This is a genomic window from Breznakibacter xylanolyticus (genome assembly GCF_003254275.1).
In the GTDB taxonomy this organism is placed as follows: Bacteria; Bacteroidota; Bacteroidia; order Bacteroidales; family Marinilabiliaceae; genus Breznakibacter; species Breznakibacter xylanolyticus.
Window position 1 is genome coordinate 1 of record NZ_QKZK01000012.1, and the last position, 19202, is coordinate 19202.

The following is a 19202-nucleotide window of genomic DNA, read 5'->3' on the forward strand; positions in this document are numbered from 1 at the left end:
TTAGAAAAGCCAGTTGAGTAATCAGCTGGCTTTTTTGCGTTATAGACTTTTTTATCCGCGAAGTGCACAGGGGATCAGGTAGAGAAGATTTTTTAAACCGCGAATTACGCGAATTACACGAATTGTTGCTCGATGGTGCTCGGTAAATTTTAATGACACGGAGTTGCACTGGGGGGGGTACGGAGGGGCACGGAGTTTTAAGTTGAGCTGGATTGGGGGAGATTTGGCGTTTTTTTTAACCGCGAATTATACGAATTACACGAATTGTTGCGCTGTGGTGCTCGGAGAATTCTCAGTGGCTCGGTGTAATGTTTTTTAGTGACACGGAGGGGGCGCGGAGGGGCACGGAGTTTTTTTTGAGTTGGATTGGGGGCTTGATGTGTGGGCTGGGTGTGAATGGGGTGCTTGTGGGTACTTGGCGTTAGGGATTGCAGCGGAAAGCCCGCAGCCTTAGCGAGGACTTGTAGCGGAAAGCCCGACCCGGAGGGGAACGCCCTGATGATGAGTTGAAGAGTTTAGAGTGGAGAAGTTTAGAGTGGAGAAGTTTAGGGTGGAGGAGTTTAGGGGGGGAGTTAAGGGCGATTGAAGGCGGAAGGTGTGTCAGACGGGCAGCGGAATATGATTCCGACGGTCGTCTGAAGGTGTTTCAGACGACCGTCGGAAGGTGTGTCGGATGAGTGGGGGTGTAGGGTGTAGGAGTTGAGGGTTTATGAGTTATTGAGAGAGAATTAAATTATTGATCGTTTGGTTGTTTTTTGTGGTTGACGAGGGCTTCGATGCCGCGTTGGATTTTGTATTGGTCGTGGGGAGCACCAAATTCTTTACAGGTGACGGATTCGATGGGGACTTTCCAGATTTTGACGTTGCGGACGGCGGGGTCGTTGTATGAGAATTCGCGGTCGATGTATTGGCCCATGATGATGTTGAGGGCTTGACGTTTTTCGTTGAGGTCGTCGATGAATTGAACGCGTCCGAAAGCGACGACGCTTTTGGCTTTCATGCGGTAGCTGCAGGCGACTTTGGGGTGTTGGAAGGCGAGTTGGTGATCGATGCTGAAAGAGATGCAGATTTGGTTGTTTTGGTTGAGGATGTCGATGACGCGACCGTGGGGGGCGGAGTGGAGGTAAAGGGTGTTGTTTAGGTAGCCGAAGTTCATGGGCAGCACGTAGGGAGTGTTGTTGAAGTCGGCCACGCCAATGAAACAGATGTCGCTTTGGCGGATGACGGCTTCGATGATTTGCGGGTCGGAGTGGGTGATGGTTTGCATGGGGATGTTTTTTGAGAGTTATTTAACGATGATGCGGCCGCCGAGGAGTGAGGCGAGCGTTTTTTTGACGATTTGCCATTTTTGGTTTTCGACCATGAGTTGCATGAGTCGGTCGATATTTTTTTCTTCCTGAGCTTTTTTGATTTGTTTGCTGTTTTCTTCTAACAGGAGGATGACTTTTTTGTTTTTGAGTTCGAGGACGACTTTAGGGACGATTTCGGTGAGGAGGTCTTCTTCGGATTTTGGGGTTCCAAACCGCGCATGTATTTTACTCAATTGGTGTTGTCGGCTGACCAGGTCGGAGGCCATTTGGGCGACGTTGACGTCGGTGTGGTTGATGAAGAGCATGTCGGTGACGGGGATGCCCTGGTTATGGGCATTGGAGAAGATGTCGAGCATACGGTTGTAGGTGGGGTTGGTGCTTTGGAGGTCGTCGATTTTGAGTTCGCGCACGATGAATTCGCCTACGGAAAGCATGTCGCCTTCGGGAGTAGTGGTGAGCGGGAAGTTTGCAAATTTGACGAGGTATCGGAGTACTTCGCGTTCCTCGATTTCAAATTTGTTGTCGATGATGTTTGATTGCGCTTGAGCGAACACATCGGGCGGCGCAAAGAGGTCCGCCGGGGGTTCGTCGGGTCGTTGAATCGGTTGTCGGTTTGATTCCTGTTCGCGTTTTTGTCGGGTGAGTTTGGTGAGTTCGGCATATAGCACCGGTTCCTGCACGTCGAGTTGGTTGCTGCATTCTTTAATGTAAACGCTTCGGACGATGGGGTCGGGGATGGTGAAGATGGTTTTGACGATGTCCTGAATGAGGGATGCACGCTTAATGGGGTCGTTTTTAGCATCCTGGAGCAGGAGTCCGGTTTTGAAGCGGATGAAGTCGGTTTCGTGTTGGTTGATGTATTCGATGAGCTGCTCGGCCGGCATCTTTCGGGAGAAGGAGTCGGGGTCGTCGCCATCGGGCAGGAGCAGGACTTTGACGTTCATGCCTTCTTCGAGCACGAGGTCGATACCGCGCAGGGCGGCTTTGATACCGGCGGGGTCACCATCGTAGAGGATGGTGATGTTAGGGGTGAAGCGTTTGATGAGCAGGATTTGATCCTGAGTGAGGGCTGTGCCCGACGAGGCGACCACGTTGGTAATGCCGGCCTGGTGCATGGAGATGACGTCGGTGTAACCTTCGACGAGGAAGCACCGGTTTTGTTTAACGATTTCCTGCTTGGCCTGGTATATGCCGTAAAGGATACGGCTTTTGTGGTAGATGTCGGATTCGGGGGAGTTGAGGTATTTGGCGGTTTTGGCGTCGGTTTTGAGGACTCGACCGCCAAATGCAATGACTTTACCGGTGAGGTTATGAATGGGAAACATGACGCGTCCCCTGAACCGGTCGGCGCGATAGTCGTCTTTGAAGATTCCGAGGCCGGTTTTTTCGATGAATTCTTGTTTGAATCCGTTTTTGAGTGCTTCTTTGATGAAAGCGTCGCGTTCTTCGGGAGAATAGCCGAGTTGGAATTTGCGGATGATGTCATCGCGAAAGCCTCTGGAACGGAAATAGGACAGCCCGACGGATTGACCTTCGTCGGTTTGGAACATGGTGTTTTCGAAGAATTTTTGAGCGAAAGAGCTGACCACCATCATGCTTTCGCGTTCGTTGCGAAGCATCTCCTGTTGAGGGGAGACTTCGGTTTCTTCGATGGGGATGTGGAATTTTTTGCCCAGGTAACGGATGGCATCCACAAAGGTGAGCTGCTCGTGTTCCATGACAAAGTGGAGGCCGTTACCTCCTTTGCCGCAACCAAAGCACTTGAAGATGCCCTTGGCCGGAGAGACCATGAAGGAGGGCGTTTTTTCGTTGTGGAATGGGCAGTTGCCGATGTAGTTGGTTCCACGGCGTTTGAGACTGATGAACTCGGAAACGATGTCCACAATCTGCGCCTGGGCAGCATCCATAACCCGGTCGATGGTACTTTGGTCAATCATGGTGCAAAGATACAAATTCTATATGCAAGAATTTTTTTGGGAGGGATGGATGTTTGATGGTTGAGGATGTGATTCGATTAACGAGAGTTATGGTTAGAATTAGATGAGGCGTTGTTGTCAATAAGCTTAGAAGAGACACAGGGTTCAGCGTTTTTTCAGGTGAAGATGTAAGTTTGAAAAACCTTAAACCTCAATGCAGATAATTCAGCATTCACTCATCTTCCTTGGCGTAATCAACTAAGAACTAACACTGAGCTACAGTGAGGTCAGATGAGAGACGGTGAGAAGAAGAAATCTCAGTTTACTCGGCGTTCATTCATTTTCTTGAGCCTAATTAACTAAGAAATGACAGTGATTTGCAGTGAGATAAGATAAGATCCAGTGAGGAGAAGAAGCCTCAGTGCCACTCGGTAAAAGAGTTATATAGTAGACAACACGGGGGCACAGAGTTTTTTATTTATGAAGTGTGTTTGATGAAGATCGCATTCTGTGTTCAAATAAAAATGCAGATAACTTGTGAGAGTTATATGGAAGTAACGGTTGTTAATTTATAATTTTGCACCATTCACAAGAGGCGATGAGGACGTTGAAATAAGGCGTTGATTCAGAGCTGATAATCAAAGAATATGTCATTTACACGTCAGGAGATAGAGATCATGGCGCCGGCGGGCTCGTATGAGTCGTTGATGGCGGCCATTCAGGGAGGTGCCGATTCGGTGTATTTTGGGGTTGAGAAGTTGAACATGCGCGCCCGGTCGTCGGCCAATTTCACCATTGCCGATTTGCATGAGATTGTGCGCATTTCACGGGAACATGGGGTGAAGACATACCTGACGGTCAATACGGTGCTGTATGATGATGACCTGCCGGTGATGCGCGATGTGATTGACGCGGCCAAGGAGGCCGGTGTGACAGCCATTATCGCCGCCGACCAGGCAGCCATTCATTATGCGCGGTCGATTGGCGTTGAGGTCCACATTTCTACCCAGGTAAACATCTCAAATATAGAGACCTTGAAGTTTTACAGTCATTACGCCGATGTGGTGGTTTTGGCGCGTGAGCTCAACATGACTCAGGTCGCAGCCATTCATCGAGAGATTGAGCGACAACAGATTAAAGGACCTTCGGGGGAATTGATTCGGATTGAGATGTTTGTGCATGGCGCGTTATGCATGGCCGTGTCGGGGAAGTGTTATCTGAGTTTGCATCAATACAACTCATCGGCCAACCGGGGCGGCTGCCTTCAAACATGCCGTCGCTCGTACGTGGTCACGGATAAGGAGACGGGCAACGAACTTGAGATTGATAACGAATACATCATGTCGCCCAAGGATTTGAAAACCATTGGTTTTTTGGATACGGTGTTAAAGTCCGGCGTGCGAGTTCTTAAAATAGAAGGGCGCGCCCGTTCGGCCGACTATGTGAAGATGGTGGTGAGTTGTTATCACGAAGCAGTGGCTGCTGTCATTGACGGGACGTTCGGACCTGAAAAAGTGGCTGTTTGGGACGAGCGTTTGTCGACCGTATTCAATCGTGGCTTTTGGGATGGTTACTACATGGGACAGACCATGGGTGAGTGGACCGAGAATTATGGCAACAAGGCCACGCGCAAGCGGGTTTACGCGGGCAAGGTGACGAACTATTTTCCAAAGCTTGGTGTGGCTGAGATATTGTTGGAGACCCGCGGAGCCAATCAGGGTGACACCATCCTGATCACCGGTCCTACCACCGGGGTTATGGAGCTGGTCATTGGCGAGCTGCGAGTGGATTTGCAGCCGGTGGATGTCGCCGATAAAGGGGTGCGATTTTCGATGCCGGTACCCGAAAAAGTTCGTCGTTCCGATAAAGTATTTTTGTTGGTTGATGCCCGGGAGGTGCCGCAACAATGAGGTGGCAGGGACATATTGAGAAAATGGCGGCACGATTAGAGGGGCTGGTGCATTATCAGTTGCCGCTTGATGACGTGCTGGTGGATGTGAATGCTTTGTTGGGACGTCGTTTGCGAGTTTCATTTATGCACAGCATCCGCTGTGTGTCGTGCGGCAAGACGATACCGAAAACATACGGTCAGGGTTTTTGTTATCCCTGTTTCACCACGGTTCCGGAGGCAGATGCGTGCGTGTTGTCGCCCGAGAAATGCCGCGCCCATTTGGGCGAAGCGCGCGACATGTCGTGGGCCACAGCTCATTGCCTCATTCCGCACGTGGTGTACCTGGCCATGTCGGGCAACATTAAGGTGGGCGTGACCCGTCACACACAGGTTCCAATACGATGGATCGATCAGGGAGCCTCGTCGGCCGTGGTGCTGTGTGAGACGCCTAACCGACACATCGCGGGAGTGATTGAGGTGTTTTTGAAGCAACATTATCCCGATAAGACCAAGTGGCAGCAAATGTTGAAAGGGGTACATGATGAAGGCGATCTATTGGTTGAGAAACAGCGGGCAGCAGCCTTGTTACCGCCGATATTACGACGATACGTGAGCGGGAACGATCAGGTGACGAGTTTGAGTTACCCATATGCGGGTGCTTTACCCGAGATGTTGGCGCAGGTGACCTTTGACAAGCAATCGGTTGTTGAAGGCGTGTTAACGGCTGTGCGGGGGCAATACCTGGTTTTTGATCACCATTGGGCACTCAATGTGCGCCGTCACCGGGGTTACTTGGTTGTTGTTGAGACCATTGATGACTGAGGGTAGCTCTGATTTTCGATTCTTCATGGAGACGACCGGCATCACCCGGTTGTTTGTTCTGCCGTTCGATAAACGATAATTCGGCTATGACGGGGCGGAGGTTGCAGACCAACACCCCATCGCGTGGTGCTGCATCTTTCTTTATGCGCGCGGCATTGAAATAACTATTTATGAAGATGTGGTTGCTAATCACCGATTCAAGTGTTGTTGAGGATTTGTGAGATGTGTTGATTTCCTTTAACGGGATGGCATTGCTGTAATTGCGGCTCAGTTTTTCTGAAACGGCCTGGGCTGTTTGTGCCTGAAGTGCCGAAGTGACCACCACCGGAGCATCGCCGGCAATGATGCGGATGTGGTTGAGTAGTGCTAACGATTCGGAAGCCATCGTTGATGAGTCGGAAAAGGATGTGTTGAATAGGTAAAAGATGTGTCCGGTTTTTAAGTAACGCAACTTGAGCCAACTGACGATAGAAGGCGCATTCATGATAGAATCGGAAAGTCGGAATTCAGAACGGGCAATGACGTCCAGTTGATTCGCATTGTAAAGAACCGGGTTGAATGGTTTCGAGTGAGTGGTAGAGAAACGTTTGTCGCCCGCAAAAGTATATTGAGGAATGTCGAGCATCAGGCTGTTTATTTGCGACTTGCTGATGTTTTGTAAGCCGATGAGATCGGGGGTGGACTCGTTGATGAGTGATAACGTCTTTGATTTTAAGTTGTTCCATGAGATGGTTTGGCCATCGGGTTGATGATCGGGTAGGAACAGCGACATGACCCTTAGCCCATGAGGTTTTAGACATCCTGAAATGGCCGTCATCCCGAAGATGATCAATAACAGCTGCAGATATTTTTTCATTTTCACACGCATGAGTTCCCAATCTTCTCGTTAGATGATGGTAAAATTAATGCACTCAAAAAGTGACGTTGGGATGTGTTACGTGGATCGTCATATTTTAGTGACGATTTTCGAGAATTTTTTGAGTTAAAAATTCGGAATTATCATAATGATAGTGGTCGGGTTGATGGCTTCGTTTTTTTTGTCCGGGAATTGCGCGAACTGTACGAATTGTTTGAAATACAGCGTTTCCGATGAATGAAGATGAGCAAGTAAACGCGGTGGTTAAGGCGCTGTTTGGTTTTGTTAACTGCTTGTATTAGAATAAAAAATGCAGATTGCTCAGTGTTCACTCAACTTCTTTAGCGTAATCGACGAAGAACTGATGCTGAGTTGCAGTGAGGGATGATGAGAGTCGGTGAGGGGAAGAAGTTTCAGTGTGATTTGGCGTTTATTCTTCTTTTTTCGATGAAGAACTGACGCTGAGTTGCAGTGAGTGAAGATGAGGGGCGGTGAGAAATATTAAAACTCTGTGAATCTTAGTGTTAACTCATATTTCTCAGTGTAACCAGCTAAGAACTGACACTGAGTTGCAGTGAGGGAGGATGAGAACCGTTGAGGGGAAGAAGTTTCAGCGGAACTTTTTGTTACTTTGTGGTTCAAAACATATATAAGCCATGGAATCCCCAGAGCCATCGTATCCACAATTGAAGCTGTCTAATCAGTTGTGTTTTCCGTTTTATGCCGCGTCGATGCTTATAACGCGACACTATCAGCCCTTGCTCGACACTATTGGGTTGACTTATCCGCAGTATCTGGTGATGATGGTGCTGTGGGAGAAGGATGGTTTGACAGTGGGGCAGATCTCTTCGCAGTTGATGCTCAATACCAATACCATTACGCCATTGCTAAAGCGCCTGGAGAAGTCTGGTTTGTTGGTGCGTACACGTTCGGAAGAAGATGAGCGTCGGGTATTGGTGACATTGACTGATCGCGGAAGATCCTTGCAGCAGGAGGCAGCTCAAATTCCGATGAAGTTGGTCGAAAAGGTGGATTATCCCATCGACAAAGCCATGAGGTTGATGCAGGAGATTCGAGATTTTTTGGATGCATTAAAGGGAGAGGAGCCATAAATCAGTTTCCTGTTTTCCCAGAGTTTTCAGCGAACACAGAGTCAGAATAAACGCAAAGGCGCGAAGGCGCTGAGTTATTTTGTTACGCCATGCGTTTAAATAACAAAGCAGATAACTCAAAATTGTTATATAATAGTTTTTAGTGAACACGGAGACACCGGGACACAGAGTTTTATTTTGATTTATCATATCATCCTGATGAAGCTTTGCCCCCCCCCCCCTAGTTCAAATAAAAAATTAGATAACACAAAAGAGTTACATCGTAGAAGGAATAAACGCTGAGGCTAAAGGCGCTGAGTTACTTTGTAACGCCTTGCGTTTGTGTAAAAAAAGCAGATGACTCAAAAGAGTAATATGGTAGAGTGGCTCGGGGTTGGTTTCGTTGTGTTTGCAGGAAGCGTATTTGAACTCTTGTGCTTTTTTCAATGTCGTATCGTTTGTGTTATTAGGGTGAAAGACAAGAAAATTGTTAAGCTTCAGATAGATCGGAAAGACTTATGAGGCCCAAGAACTCATTTATAATCTTTTTCATTTCATTCTCATTGTCTCAATGTCTTATTCTTTGGCTCTATTCTGATTCATATGGGTAATCGTATGTATTCACTCAAACCTATATTTCGTGCCCTCGAGCCGGGCGGGCTCTTACTTTTAATTCGGCAAGTGTTTGTTTTCATTTGCCCTCATGATTAAGCGTCGCTGAGCTCCGCTGAATTGGCTACAGCCCCAAAAAGTAAGCAATTTTTGCATTAAGTGAGAGCATTGTGCAAACTGTTTTGTCAATGCCGAACGTTGCAAAAATCAGCTTTGCTAAAAAAGGCCGCCGCTGACGTAAAATGGCTAAAAATCATAGGCCTTCGCTAAAATCTGCGAACTCGCAAGCTCAAACAGCGCATATTTTTTTACGCTCAGGCCTATGATTTTTTTAACGCCATTTTCATCTGTATATTATTTGTTTTCAATTGGTCAGATGGAACTCGCCAATAATCAACTCCTGTGTATCGAAGTGTTAGCCAGGGCTCGTTTCCAAAGGCGGCTTAGTTACCTTGTGTTGATTTCGTGCTTTCATATTTTGTTTATCCACAGGATTCGACATAGAGCCTATTCTTTTAACTAGACGGCATTGACTTTTATTTGTCGGGTTAATATTAATTAATGTATTTGATTGTGAGCTGTTTGTTTTGATTGTTGGAGCTAGGTTTACTTTATGTGTGAGCAGTTAGGCAGAACTTGGCTGAAATTATTGACATGAGGTGGTAAGCAAGTTTGAAAATGAGTATCTTGCAAGCCAAATTTTGCGAACGTTCCGGCGGTAAAATAAGGAGCTTTTGATTTGTCAATGAGAGGGTTGTAGGCCGCATTGGGTGTGTTAATCCGTGCCCTGTTGTGTTGTGTCATCACTTCATTGAATAATCAAGTTATCAACTGTCGGATAAGTTTGATTGAAACTATCAATAGCGAGAATCATCAGGAATGCCAAAAATTTCGAACCGAGGGATTGTGATGCCCGCTTCGCCGATCCGGAAGCTGGTGCCTTATGCAGAATCAGCCAAGCAACGAGGGGTTAAAGTTTACCACCTCAACATTGGCCAACCAGATATTAAGACGCCGGAGGTGGCGTTGAACGCCATTCGCACTGCGAATCTGAGTGTGATTGAATATAGCCACTCGGCGGGCAACGAGAGCTATCGTCGGAAGTTGGCGGCGAGTTACAACGCCATTGGCATGGATGTGGATTATTCCGATATTCTGATAACGACCGGAGGATCAGAGGCGTTTGTGTTTGCATTTATGAGTTGTCTCGATCCGGGAGACGAGGTCATTATTCCCGAGCCCTTTTATGCTAACTACAATGCTTTTGCGGTGATGGCCGGCATTCAGGTTCGCACATTGGTTTCGACCATCGAGGATGGGTTCGCGTTGCCACCCATTGAAGCGTTTGAAAAACTGATTACGCCGCGTACCCGAGGTGTTGTAATCTGTAACCCCAATAATCCAACCGGTTATTTGTATTCGGCCGAGGAGATGCAAAAGCTGGAAGCTTTGGTGAAGAAGCATGATTTATTTCTGTTCTCCGACGAAGTGTACCGTGAGTTTTGTTACGACGGGCAGGCGCATATCTCAGCCATGTCGTTGAAAGATATTTCCCAGCACGTGATAATGATTGACTCGGTGTCGAAGCGCTACAGTGAGTGTGGTGTGCGCATTGGTGCCATGGTGACCAAAAACAAGCGAGTGGTAGAAGCGGCGCTCAAATTTGGACAGTCGCGATTGAGTCCTCCTTCGTTTGGACAGATTGCTGCCGAGGCATCGCTCGACACGCCCATGGATTATTTCAAGGAGGTGTATGATGAGTACCTTGCCCGTCGCAATTTCTTGTTGGAAGGATTGAATAAAATTCCCGGGGTTTATTCGCCCATGCCTAAAGGTGCATTTTATACCGTGGCACGTTTGCCGGTAGACGATTCCGAGAAGTTTTGCCAGTGGATTCTCAGTGATTTCTCATACCAGGGTCAGACCGTGATGATGGCGCCGGCCAGCGGTTTTTACAGTCAACCGGGTTTGGGGGTTAACGAGGTTCGCATCGCTTATGTGTTGAATCGGACGGATTTGGCCAATGCACTGGTGGTGCTCGAAAAAGCGTTAGAGGCCTATCCCGGAAGAACGATTTGATTGCGTTGCGAAACGAAATAATATACAAGGCTGTCGGGTGATCGACGGCCTTTTTTAATTTGCAAATTTCACGAATCAATGGTCGCTATTGGGGTCGTTATGAGAAGGCGTAGATGAGGATGAGCAAAATAATGACGCCTTGAAAGACGAGGAAACGGTGTGGGATGTCGAGCGAAATTTTTTGAGCAGTTTTTTGGGTTACAGATTTCATTGTGTTGCGTTTTTTTTTGATGGGGTTATTTTTATTTGACGAATGGATGATGGTTGAGGTTGCGTGGGGAGAGTGCTTATTTTTAGGTTTTGTATTCAATCTGTTTAAATGCTTTATTTGTTTGTGCTGTGTTGTTTGTTGTGATTGAATCGCCCCAATTTATTGAGCGTAAGATTGTTTGTAAAGACCCTTTTGGGTGGATTTTGAAATTTTTTGTAAGGTCATTCTGATTTATGTCAATTCAATTATTATGGGTTAATTTGTATTTGTTTAAAGGTATCGACCTTTTGGCGCATTTTTGGTTTCGTGATGTTTTGAAGGTTGTTTACTGAGCTCATATTTTATAATTATATAGTTTTTGTGAATATTTTATTGATAAATTCCATCGGGCGCACCAAGTGGGGCGGAGGAGAGAAGTGGATGCTTTTAGCGGCTGCCGGGTTGAATGCCCGGGGACATCATGTAGTTATTGCGTGTCGTAAGGGTTCAATGATCGCGCTCAAAGCTGCAGCAGCAGGCTTGCATACCATTCATTTGCCTATTTACACCGATTTTAGTGTCACCGGTGCCTGGAAGTTATGGCGTCAGGGTTTAAAGGAGCGGTTTAATGTCATTATTGGTTGTCAGAATCGGGATGTGCGTATTGCCGGTTTTGTGTCGCCATTTATGGGTCATCCGGTGGTGTTGAGTCGTCAGGGGGTACAGTTAATTCATCGTTCGTATAAATACAAATGGTCGTTTCAGCATTTTTGTGACGGCATCATTACCAACACGCGCACCATCAAAGAAGAGTATGACTCGTATGGCTGGTGGGGGGACGATTTTGTAAAAGTGATTCACAATGGCGTGGAACCGCCTGTGCCTGTTGACGAACCTATTGATATTCACCAATGGATTCCACGTACGGAGGTTACGCCTCGCATTGTTTTATCGGGTGGGCGTTTGTCCAAACAAAAGGGCTATGAATATCTGATTGAAGCAGCCCGTGATGTGTGTCGGGTACATTCCGATGTTTATTTTTTCATTGCCGGAAAAGGGAAAGAAGAAGGACGGTTGAACCAGTTGATCGATGCGCTTGGATTGTCGGGGCGGGTGTTTCTGGTTGGTTTTCACGAAAATCTGGCTCCATTGTTTCGTCAATCGTCACTTTTTGTGTTGTCTTCGCTTTTCGAAGGGATGCCCAACGTGGTGATGGAGGCGATGATGAACCTGGTTCCGGTGGTCTCCACGCGTGTCAATGGCGTGGAGGAACTCATCGGGGTCGACGGTGCAGGTGTGATTGTGCCCCCTGCTGATAGCCGGGCGCTTGCGGCGGCCATTGTGGATGTGTTGAGTCTCGACAGTTGCCAGCCCATGATTGACAAAGCCAAGTTGCGTGTCGATGCGATGTTTTCGGTGGACGCCATGGTGACGAATCTTGAGAATTATCTCAAGGAGAAAGTCTCAGCGCGTGCCCCACGACGCTGCTTGGTGATTCAAACGGCTTTTATTGGCGATGTGATTTTGGCCACGCCGGTGGTTGAGAAGCTGCGTCGTTTTTACCCCGACTGCAAAATCGACTTTTTGTTACGCAAAGGCAACGAAGGGTTGCTCGATCACCATCCGCTGTTGAACGAGGTGATTGTGTTTGACAAAAAAGGCGGGAAGTATCGTCAGTTGTTTCATCTGATCCGACGGATTCGTCGCACGCGTTACGATGTGGTGGTGAACATTCAGCGTTATTCCACCACCGGCATCATCACGGCATTGTCGGGTGCGCGCCAGACCATCGGTTTTAAGAAGAATGGTCTTTCGCGTTTCTTCACCTTTCGCATCGATCACCGCATGCACAGCAGCGGGCCATCGGAGCACGAGGTGGTCCGTAATCTCAAGTTGATTGATCATCTAACCGATCCGGGATTCGAGATGCCCCGTATGTATCCTCAGCCATCCGATTTTGAGGCGGTGAAGCATGATGCACCATATTACGTGATGGCACCCACATCGGTGTGGTTCACCAAGCAGTATCCCTTTCACAAATGGGTAGAGCTGATGGATGCCCTGCCATACACCCACACCATTTTTTTGACCGGAGGCAAGGGCGATGCCGCAGTATGTGAAGAATTGAAGAAACAATCGCGTCATCCCAACGTGGTAAACCGGGCGGGTGAATTGAGTTTTTTGCGTTCTGCAGCCTTGATGAAGGGGGCGCAGATGAATTTCGTGAACGACTCGGCACCGTTGCACATCTGTTCGGCCATGAATGCGCCGGTGCGTGCCATGTTTTGCTCTACGGTACCGGCTTTTGGCTACACGCCCTTGTCGGACGATGCCATGGTACTCGAAACCCATCATTCATTGGCATGCCGCCCTTGTGGCTTGCATGGCAAGCGGGCGTGTCCGCAGGGACATTTTAAGTGTGGTGACATTGGCATTGATGCGATTTTGAATGCGTTGCCAATGGAGACCGGGCGCTGATAATTGATTATCTTTGTGGCAAAAATGGAAAAGCTTGTAAATGTAAGGAGTGGAGGAGTGGAGGAGTGGAGGAGTGGAGAAGTTGAGGGGTGTAAGAGTGGAGGGGTGTAAGAGTGGAAGAGTGGAGAAGTGGAGAAGTGTAAGAGTGGAAGAGTGGAGAAGTGGAGAAGTGTAAGAGTGTAAATGGGATTAAACAACTCCAAAGTCCCCCTTTGGGGGATTTTGGGGGCTTGATATAAAAATAAACTAAACAAATATGATCATCGTTACCGGAGGGGCAGGGTTCATTGGGAGCAACCTGGTGAAGAGTCTCAATGCGCAGGGTTTTACCAATATCATTATTGTTGACCACTTGGGGACGTCCGACAAGTACCTTAACATGAATCGGCTACAGTTTGCGGACTATGTTGAGAAGGACGATTTTCTCGGCCTGTTGCCCACTTTGCCCAAGGTGTCGACCATTTTTCATCAGGGGGCTTGTTCGGCCACGACTGAGCGTGATGCGTCGTATCTGATGCGCAACAATTTTGAGTATTCCAAAACATTGCTGCATCATTGCCTTGCCAATCAAATCGATTTTATTTATGCCTCCAGCGCTTCGGTGTACGGCAATGGGGATCATGGTTTTGTAGAAATGCCAGCCTGTGAGTATCCGCTCAACGGTTATGCCTTTTCTAAGTTCATTTTCGACAACTACGTTCGTCGGGTATTCAACCCCGAGAAGCACAACAGCCAGGTGGCAGGCTTGCGTTATTTCAACGTGTACGGTTATCAGGAAAATCACAAGGGTAGCATGGCATCGGTGCCGTTTCACTTCTTCAATCAGGCTCGTGACAACGGGCATATCAAGGTTTTTGAGGGTAGCGATACCTTTTTGCGCGATTTCATCTTTATTGATGACGTGATGGAGGTGGTGAAGTATCTGTTTCAATCGGGAGAGAGTGGCATATTTAACTGTGGCACCGGCAAAGCCCGTTCGTTCATGGACATGGCGCACATTTTTGCATCGTTGCATGGCAGTTGCTCCATTGAAACCATCCCTTTCCCCGATCATCTGAAAGGCAAATATCAGGCCTACACGCAAGCCGATATGTCTGCGTTGATGGAAACCGGGTTTCATGGCAAGTTTCATTCACTTGAAGAGGGGATGAGGAAGTATTTTGAGAGATTGAAAGAGGGAAACGGATATTTATATGTATGAACAACAAACTGATTCGATGGGTTGATAATCACAATCCTGCAACAGATAAGAAGTTTTCAATTATTATTCCAACTTGGAACAATCTTTCATTTTTAAAGACATGCATCGAAAGCATACAACGTCATTCACACTTTCAACATCAGATTATCATCCATGTGAATGAGGGTAATGATGGGTCATTAGAGTGGGTTCAGGCTCAGGGCTATGATTTTACACATAGTGAAAATAATGCCGGGGTTTGTTGGGCCATTAATGCATGCCGAAGTTTGGTGAAGACAGATTACATTGTTTATATGAACGATGATATGTATGTCCTACCGAAATGGGATTTGGCTTTATGGGAAGAAGTGGCGAAAGTAAACCATCCCTATTTTTTTCTGTCATCGACAATGATTGAACCAACACCGTCTCCTCATCCGGGAATTATTGCACCATACGATTATGGTCGTGACCCCTTCAATTTTGAAGAGGAAAAATTACTTGATGAATATCAAAATCTTCCATCATACGATTGGAATGGAGCGACCTGGCCCCCCAATATTGTACACAAACATATTTGGGATTTAGTTGGAGGTTATAGTGTTGAGTATTTTCCGGGTATGTACTCAGATCCAGATTTTTCGATGAAACTTATTAAAGCCGGTGTAACTCACTTTAAAGGGGTTGCCAAAAGTAAGGTATATCATTTCGGATCAAAATCAACTCAACGTGTCAAACGAAACAATGGGAGCAAACAGTTTTTGAATAAGTGGGGCATCACATCATCCACATTAACCAAGTATATTCTTCAACGGGGAGCACCATTCAGTGGAGAAATTGATTTGGAGGAAGCTGATAAGCGCGCCCAAAACTCAAAACTGCGGAGTCGAATAAAGAGAGTGATTAGTTCGTTAAGTAAAACCGGTCAGGTTGATCGTCAATTTAATATGTAAATCATGGTATTAGCAGTCATCCTTCCCCACTCAAAACTGTATGGTGGCGTAAAGCGTTTTTTTGAATTGGGAAACATCTTTATTGATCATGGACATCAGTTTATTGTATTTAATGAAAAGGGTGATCGCCCCAATTGGTTTGACTTTAAAGGAGACATTTGTTCGTTTTCAGAAATAGATAAGTATTCATTCGATGCCTTTTTTTTTACTGAACCACGTTATTTAAATCTTGTCCTTCAGGCGAAAGCGCGAAGAAAAATATTTTATTTTGTAAGAGGAAACGAAAATCTGCGGATTTTTAGAAAATTTAAAGAAATTGAGGTGTTTGCCAATTCTACCAATATGTACGATTTGGCAAAACGCAAGTTTGGGATTGAAGCATTTAAGGCTTTTGGAGGGATCAACACAAAGTTATATCAAACGCCAATATTTAAAGAGAGAGATTTAGATGAACCCTTTGTAGTTATGGCTTATGGACGATTGACCGAAGGACGTAAAGGCACCAAATATGTGGTAAGGGCTTGTGAGCGAATTTATAAGAAAAACCCCAATGTCAGATTATTGTTGTTTGATACTCCTGTGGATGAAAAAATGAAGAAGGCTATAGCCGAATTCACGGCTAAAGTTCCATTTGAGTTTGTACAGAACCATCCGGTAGATAAAAATCCTGAGTTGTTTCAACGTGCCAATGTCTTTGTTGCACCAGAAAAAAAAGCTGGTTGGTCAAATACATCTGTTGAAGCAATGGCTTGTGGCATTCCTGTGATAGCCACAAAATCAGGAACCAATGATTTTTTATTTCACGAGCAAACGGGGTTAATTGTTCGACGCAATTCGTTTTCTGTGGCACGGGCCATTAAGAGATTAATGAAAGACGAAGCGTTACGAGTTCGTTTGGCTAAAGCCGGAAGAAAAGAGATTGAAAATTTTGATTGGGAAATATTAGCAAATCGAATTTTGAAAAATATATTGACATGAAAAGATTAACATATATAGTTCCTTTGTATTTCACGAAGGATAGCAATGCATTATCTGATCTTTTGGATTTGTATAGTACTTATTCTTCAAGTATAACAAGCAATGTTGATTTTATCTTTATTGATGATTGTTCACCACTTCCTGTTCTTATACCTAGTGACTGTAATTTGAATATTCGATTGTATCGGATTAATGAAGATATTAGGTGGAATCAACCTGGAGCGAGGAATCTTGGTGCTGTTTTTGCCAAAACTGATTATATACTAATGACTGATTTAGATCATCGAGTTTCAGAAAAGACATTTGAATATTTACTCAAAAAAAATTTTTGGAAAAACAGGGTTTATTTGTTTCGTAGAAAGGATCATAATGGTATTAAAGTTAGGAGTCATCCCAATACATTTGTCATTTCTCGATCAACTTTTTTCGGTTGTTATGGATATGACGAAGAATTTTGTGGCAATTATGGCTATGATGATGAGTTTTTTTTGAAATGGCTTTTATTGAATGGTGTTAGTGTGAAAAAATATCGTTTAGAAATAGCTTAACTCTTGTGTCTAAGGATGTTGATACGCATCATCTGGTTAGGGATAGTAGTTTTAATAAAGGGCTTTTAGAAAAAAAACTAGCTAGGGGTAAACTAGGACATAGTAAACTATTTTTAAATTTTGGTTTTGTAAGATGTTAATGCGTTATTGTGATTATTGTTTGAAATAAATTAATTTTAAAAGGTCAATAAATCATCAGTATACTATATCTGAATAGTTGTTGAACACAGTCAATAATTGAGACTCATATAAGTAGCATATACGATTAAGTGTATCTTCGTAAAAACGAATTTTGTTTGTGCTTTGTCTCATAAGTGAATAGTTGTAATTATTTAAAATAATTGCATTTTTCATGTAACGATCATCTGTGATAGATTGGTCTTCGATTCTTCAATGTTGTTTTTACTTTTGTTGTAAAGTTGCATGTTATTGTTTGTAAAACATTTTTGATTTTAACAATATCTTGTTGAACAGTTGTGTATTTATTTGGCCATCCTGAATTTCATTTAAATGTGAATCAGTGATGTCAAAGGTGCCATTAAAATAAATACTCGTAATACGATTTGGCTCCAGAATTGCATAGTTATCGTTGCTACCAACCAGCATCCATTCTCGTTTTGAAGAGTCATTCAGGCATTTACCCATGCTATAATCTGATATGGGATTTTGACACTTAAAAATATCATTCATTAAAGACGGTACCAGATCATAATGACTTGACCAATGGTGATAATTACGATTTTTACCTAGCGGCTTATGGATCATAAGAGGAACTTGCATTTGAGCAGGGCTATAATTGCCATTGTGTCCCCAGTAGTTCTTTTTATTTTCATTAAACTCTTGTCCGTGATCTCCGCTGATAATGACCCATGAATTTTCAAGACAACCATTGTCTTTTAGTTGCTGCAAAATTTTACCTATCAAATAATCAATATAATTAGCTGAATTTTTATAAAGATTTAAGAAAGGTGTGGGATCTATATCATTGTTTAAAATCTCATATTTCGCATATTCCCATTCAGGCTGATATGGTCCTTTAAATGACTTTGGATGCGAAATTGCATGAAGTCCATCATAAAATAAAAAACTAAATAGAGGGTTCTTAAAATCTGATTTTGATTGATGTTTGTTCAACCATTGCATGGTAATTATAGAATCTCTGATGGTTGCACTTTCTCCCTCAGTTTTTAGCTGAAGTCCTTTTACTTTACTAAAGATTGTGCGATCAAATGGAGGATTGGTTAATGATGCACTTGTGTATGTTTCGATCTGATAATGATTTTTTTGTAGTATATTTACCAAAACAGGTGAAGTTTGTGTTGAAAGGATAGCGTCCCAATAAAGTCCGGGTATGCCATAGAATAAAGAAAACAACCCTGTTCTGGTGCCATTGCTTCCGCTGTAATGTTGATGATATACTTCACACTCTTTTGAAAAATGGTAAATGTTGGGCATCGTTATAGAATCAAATGTGCAGGGATTCCACGAATCCACTAATATCAATACTATATTGGTATTGGCTGTGGAGTCAATCATAATTGGATGTTGAGGGTAGTTTAATCCATTTGATTCATCATCGAATGAAAGATTTGAAGAAGTGTTATCTGTCGTAGAATTAGACAATCCAAGGCTAGCAATAAGTCGTTTGCCTGTTGTAGGAAAATAAAGTGGGTAGGTACGCGATGAGCGCGTGATTGAAAAATGATTGGTTGCATCAGCCCACATGTGAATAAAATGGCTCATTAACATGAAGATCAGTAGAGTGATTGTTATCAATTTCCCCCCAAGAAGTGACAACGACTTTGACCAGTTGAAAAAATTATATGATGCCCAAAGCATTGTTGATATGAAAATGAGACCCCCAATGATTGATACTATATATTGATAGTATTGAAATTCAAATATCTGATTGCCATTACCTCCAAAGATCAATTCTAATACAAAACGGTTGATGTGGAATCGATAGAGATTATAGACCATACTATCTATTAAAAGAAACAGAGATGTTACTGTTGTTAATATACCAGCTATTACCCAAAGTACACTCTTTTTAGGATAGAGTAGTGTAACGGGCACGAAAATAAGTAAGTAGGGAATGAATGAAATCGCAGCAAAGTGGCTAAGTGTTGTGACTGTTAAATAAATGAATGTGATTGTGCTTTTACAATCAGCAAAATATTGAAAATACTTGTATCCACTTAAGAGTAGAATAAGAGTATTGAATAAAAAGAACCAAGCACCTTGCTTAATAATATCTATACGTTGCGACATATTTAAAAATGGATTATTGATTAATTA

At 44.4% G+C, this 19202-nt stretch carries 13 protein-coding genes; 9 read left to right on the forward strand and 4 right to left on the reverse strand.

What is annotated here, in order from left to right; genetic code table 11:
- Positions 1–733: 733 nt before the first annotated feature.
- Together LX69_RS08495 and dnaG are read right to left on the reverse strand one after the other, a co-directional pair.
- Positions 734–1267, reverse strand: a complete 534-nt coding sequence (locus tag LX69_RS08495) for a pyridoxamine 5'-phosphate oxidase family protein (RefSeq protein WP_111445460.1) — start codon at positions 1265–1267, stop codon at positions 734–736.
- A gap of 18 nt (positions 1268–1285) precedes the next feature.
- Positions 1286–3247 (reverse strand): DNA primase, encoded by a 1962-nt coding sequence (gene dnaG, locus LX69_RS08500; protein WP_111445462.1) that lies wholly within the window; start codon positions 3245–3247, stop codon positions 1286–1288.
- A gap of 626 nt (positions 3248–3873) precedes the next feature.
- Between dnaG and LX69_RS08505 the strand changes: the two genes are divergently transcribed.
- Entirely contained in the window at positions 3874–5136 is a 1263-nt protein-coding gene (locus LX69_RS08505) for a peptidase U32 family protein (RefSeq protein WP_111445464.1), read from the forward strand.
- Between the two features lie 23 nt (positions 5137–5159).
- Positions 5160–5939, forward strand: a complete 780-nt coding sequence (locus LX69_RS08510; RefSeq protein WP_245934976.1) for a DUF2797 domain-containing protein — start codon at positions 5160–5162, stop codon at positions 5937–5939.
- On the opposite strand, the gene LX69_RS08515 is transcribed toward LX69_RS08510, so the two are convergent.
- Positions 5884–6795: an exonuclease/endonuclease/phosphatase family protein gene (locus LX69_RS08515; RefSeq protein WP_146260690.1), complete on the reverse strand. Its 912-nt coding sequence runs from the start codon at positions 6793–6795 to the stop codon at positions 5884–5886. The two genes, LX69_RS08510 and LX69_RS08515, sit on opposite strands and share 56 nt — an antisense overlap.
- A gap of 656 nt (positions 6796–7451) precedes the next feature.
- On the opposite strand from LX69_RS08515, the gene LX69_RS08520 reads away from it, so the two are divergent.
- The 7 genes from LX69_RS08520 (at position 7452) to LX69_RS08555 (ending at position 16904) form a co-directional block, all read left to right on the forward strand.
- Positions 7452–7907, forward strand: a complete 456-nt coding sequence (locus tag LX69_RS08520) for a MarR family winged helix-turn-helix transcriptional regulator (protein ID WP_111445470.1) — start codon at positions 7452–7454, stop codon at positions 7905–7907.
- A gap of 1470 nt (positions 7908–9377) precedes the next feature.
- Positions 9378–10577, forward strand: coding sequence for a pyridoxal phosphate-dependent aminotransferase (locus LX69_RS08525; RefSeq protein WP_111445472.1), 1200 nt, complete (start codon positions 9378–9380; stop codon positions 10575–10577).
- Positions 10578–11148: 571 nt separating this feature from the next.
- Positions 11149–13245 carry a glycosyltransferase gene (locus LX69_RS08535; protein ID WP_146260691.1) on the forward strand — a complete coding sequence of 699 codons (2097 nt, stop codon included), beginning with the start codon at positions 11149–11151 and terminating at the stop codon, positions 13243–13245.
- A 256-nt stretch (positions 13246–13501) separates the two neighbouring features.
- Complete coding sequence (gene rfaD / locus LX69_RS08540) at positions 13502–14446, forward strand: ADP-glyceromanno-heptose 6-epimerase (protein ID WP_111445478.1); 945 nt, start codon at positions 13502–13504, stop codon at positions 14444–14446.
- On the forward strand, positions 14443–15378 hold the full coding sequence (locus tag LX69_RS08545) for a glycosyltransferase family 2 protein (protein ID WP_111445479.1): 936 nt from the start codon (positions 14443–14445) through the stop codon (positions 15376–15378). Before rfaD ends, LX69_RS08545 begins: the two co-directional genes overlap by 4 nt.
- A 3-nt stretch (positions 15379–15381) precedes the next feature.
- Complete coding sequence (locus tag LX69_RS08550) at positions 15382–16356, forward strand: glycosyltransferase family 4 protein (RefSeq protein ID WP_111445481.1); 975 nt, start codon at positions 15382–15384, stop codon at positions 16354–16356.
- Complete coding sequence (locus tag LX69_RS08555; RefSeq protein ID WP_111445483.1) at positions 16353–16904, forward strand: glycosyltransferase family A protein; 552 nt, start codon at positions 16353–16355, stop codon at positions 16902–16904. Before LX69_RS08550 ends, LX69_RS08555 begins: the two co-directional genes overlap by 4 nt.
- A gap of 426 nt (positions 16905–17330) precedes the next feature.
- Here the strand turns inward: LX69_RS08555 and LX69_RS08560 are convergent, their stop codons facing one another.
- Positions 17331–19175, reverse strand: a complete 1845-nt coding sequence (locus tag LX69_RS08560) for a DUF3413 domain-containing protein (protein ID WP_111445485.1) — start codon at positions 19173–19175, stop codon at positions 17331–17333.
- Positions 19176–19202 lie beyond the last annotated feature (27 nt).

Bases quoted from the DNA above. Each gene is read 5' to 3' on its own strand.
- LX69_RS08495 (WP_111445460.1), bottom strand. From the start codon at position 1,267: ATGCAAACCATCACCCACTCCGACCCGCAAATCATCGAAGCCGTCATC.
- dnaG (WP_111445462.1), bottom strand. From the start codon at position 3,247: ATGATTGACCAAAGTACCATCGACCGGGTTATGGATGCTGCCCAGGCG.
- LX69_RS08560 (WP_111445485.1), bottom strand. From the start codon at position 19,175: ATGTCGCAACGTATAGATATTATTAAGCAAGGTGCTTGGTTCTTTTTA.
- LX69_RS08515 (WP_146260690.1), bottom strand. From the start codon at position 6,795: ATGAAAAAATATCTGCAGCTGTTATTGATCATCTTCGGGATGACGGCC.
- LX69_RS08525 (WP_111445472.1), top strand. From the start codon at position 9,378: ATGCCAAAAATTTCGAACCGAGGGATTGTGATGCCCGCTTCGCCGATC.
- LX69_RS08510 (WP_245934976.1), top strand. From the start codon at position 5,160: ATGGCGGCACGATTAGAGGGGCTGGTGCATTATCAGTTGCCGCTTGAT.
- LX69_RS08555 (WP_111445483.1), top strand. From the start codon at position 16,353: ATGAAAAGATTAACATATATAGTTCCTTTGTATTTCACGAAGGATAGC.
- LX69_RS08550 (WP_111445481.1), top strand. From the start codon at position 15,382: ATGGTATTAGCAGTCATCCTTCCCCACTCAAAACTGTATGGTGGCGTA.
- LX69_RS08505 (WP_111445464.1), top strand. From the start codon at position 3,874: ATGTCATTTACACGTCAGGAGATAGAGATCATGGCGCCGGCGGGCTCG.
- LX69_RS08545 (WP_111445479.1), top strand. From the start codon at position 14,443: ATGAACAACAAACTGATTCGATGGGTTGATAATCACAATCCTGCAACA.
- LX69_RS08520 (WP_111445470.1), top strand. From the start codon at position 7,452: ATGGAATCCCCAGAGCCATCGTATCCACAATTGAAGCTGTCTAATCAG.
- rfaD (WP_111445478.1), top strand. From the start codon at position 13,502: ATGATCATCGTTACCGGAGGGGCAGGGTTCATTGGGAGCAACCTGGTG.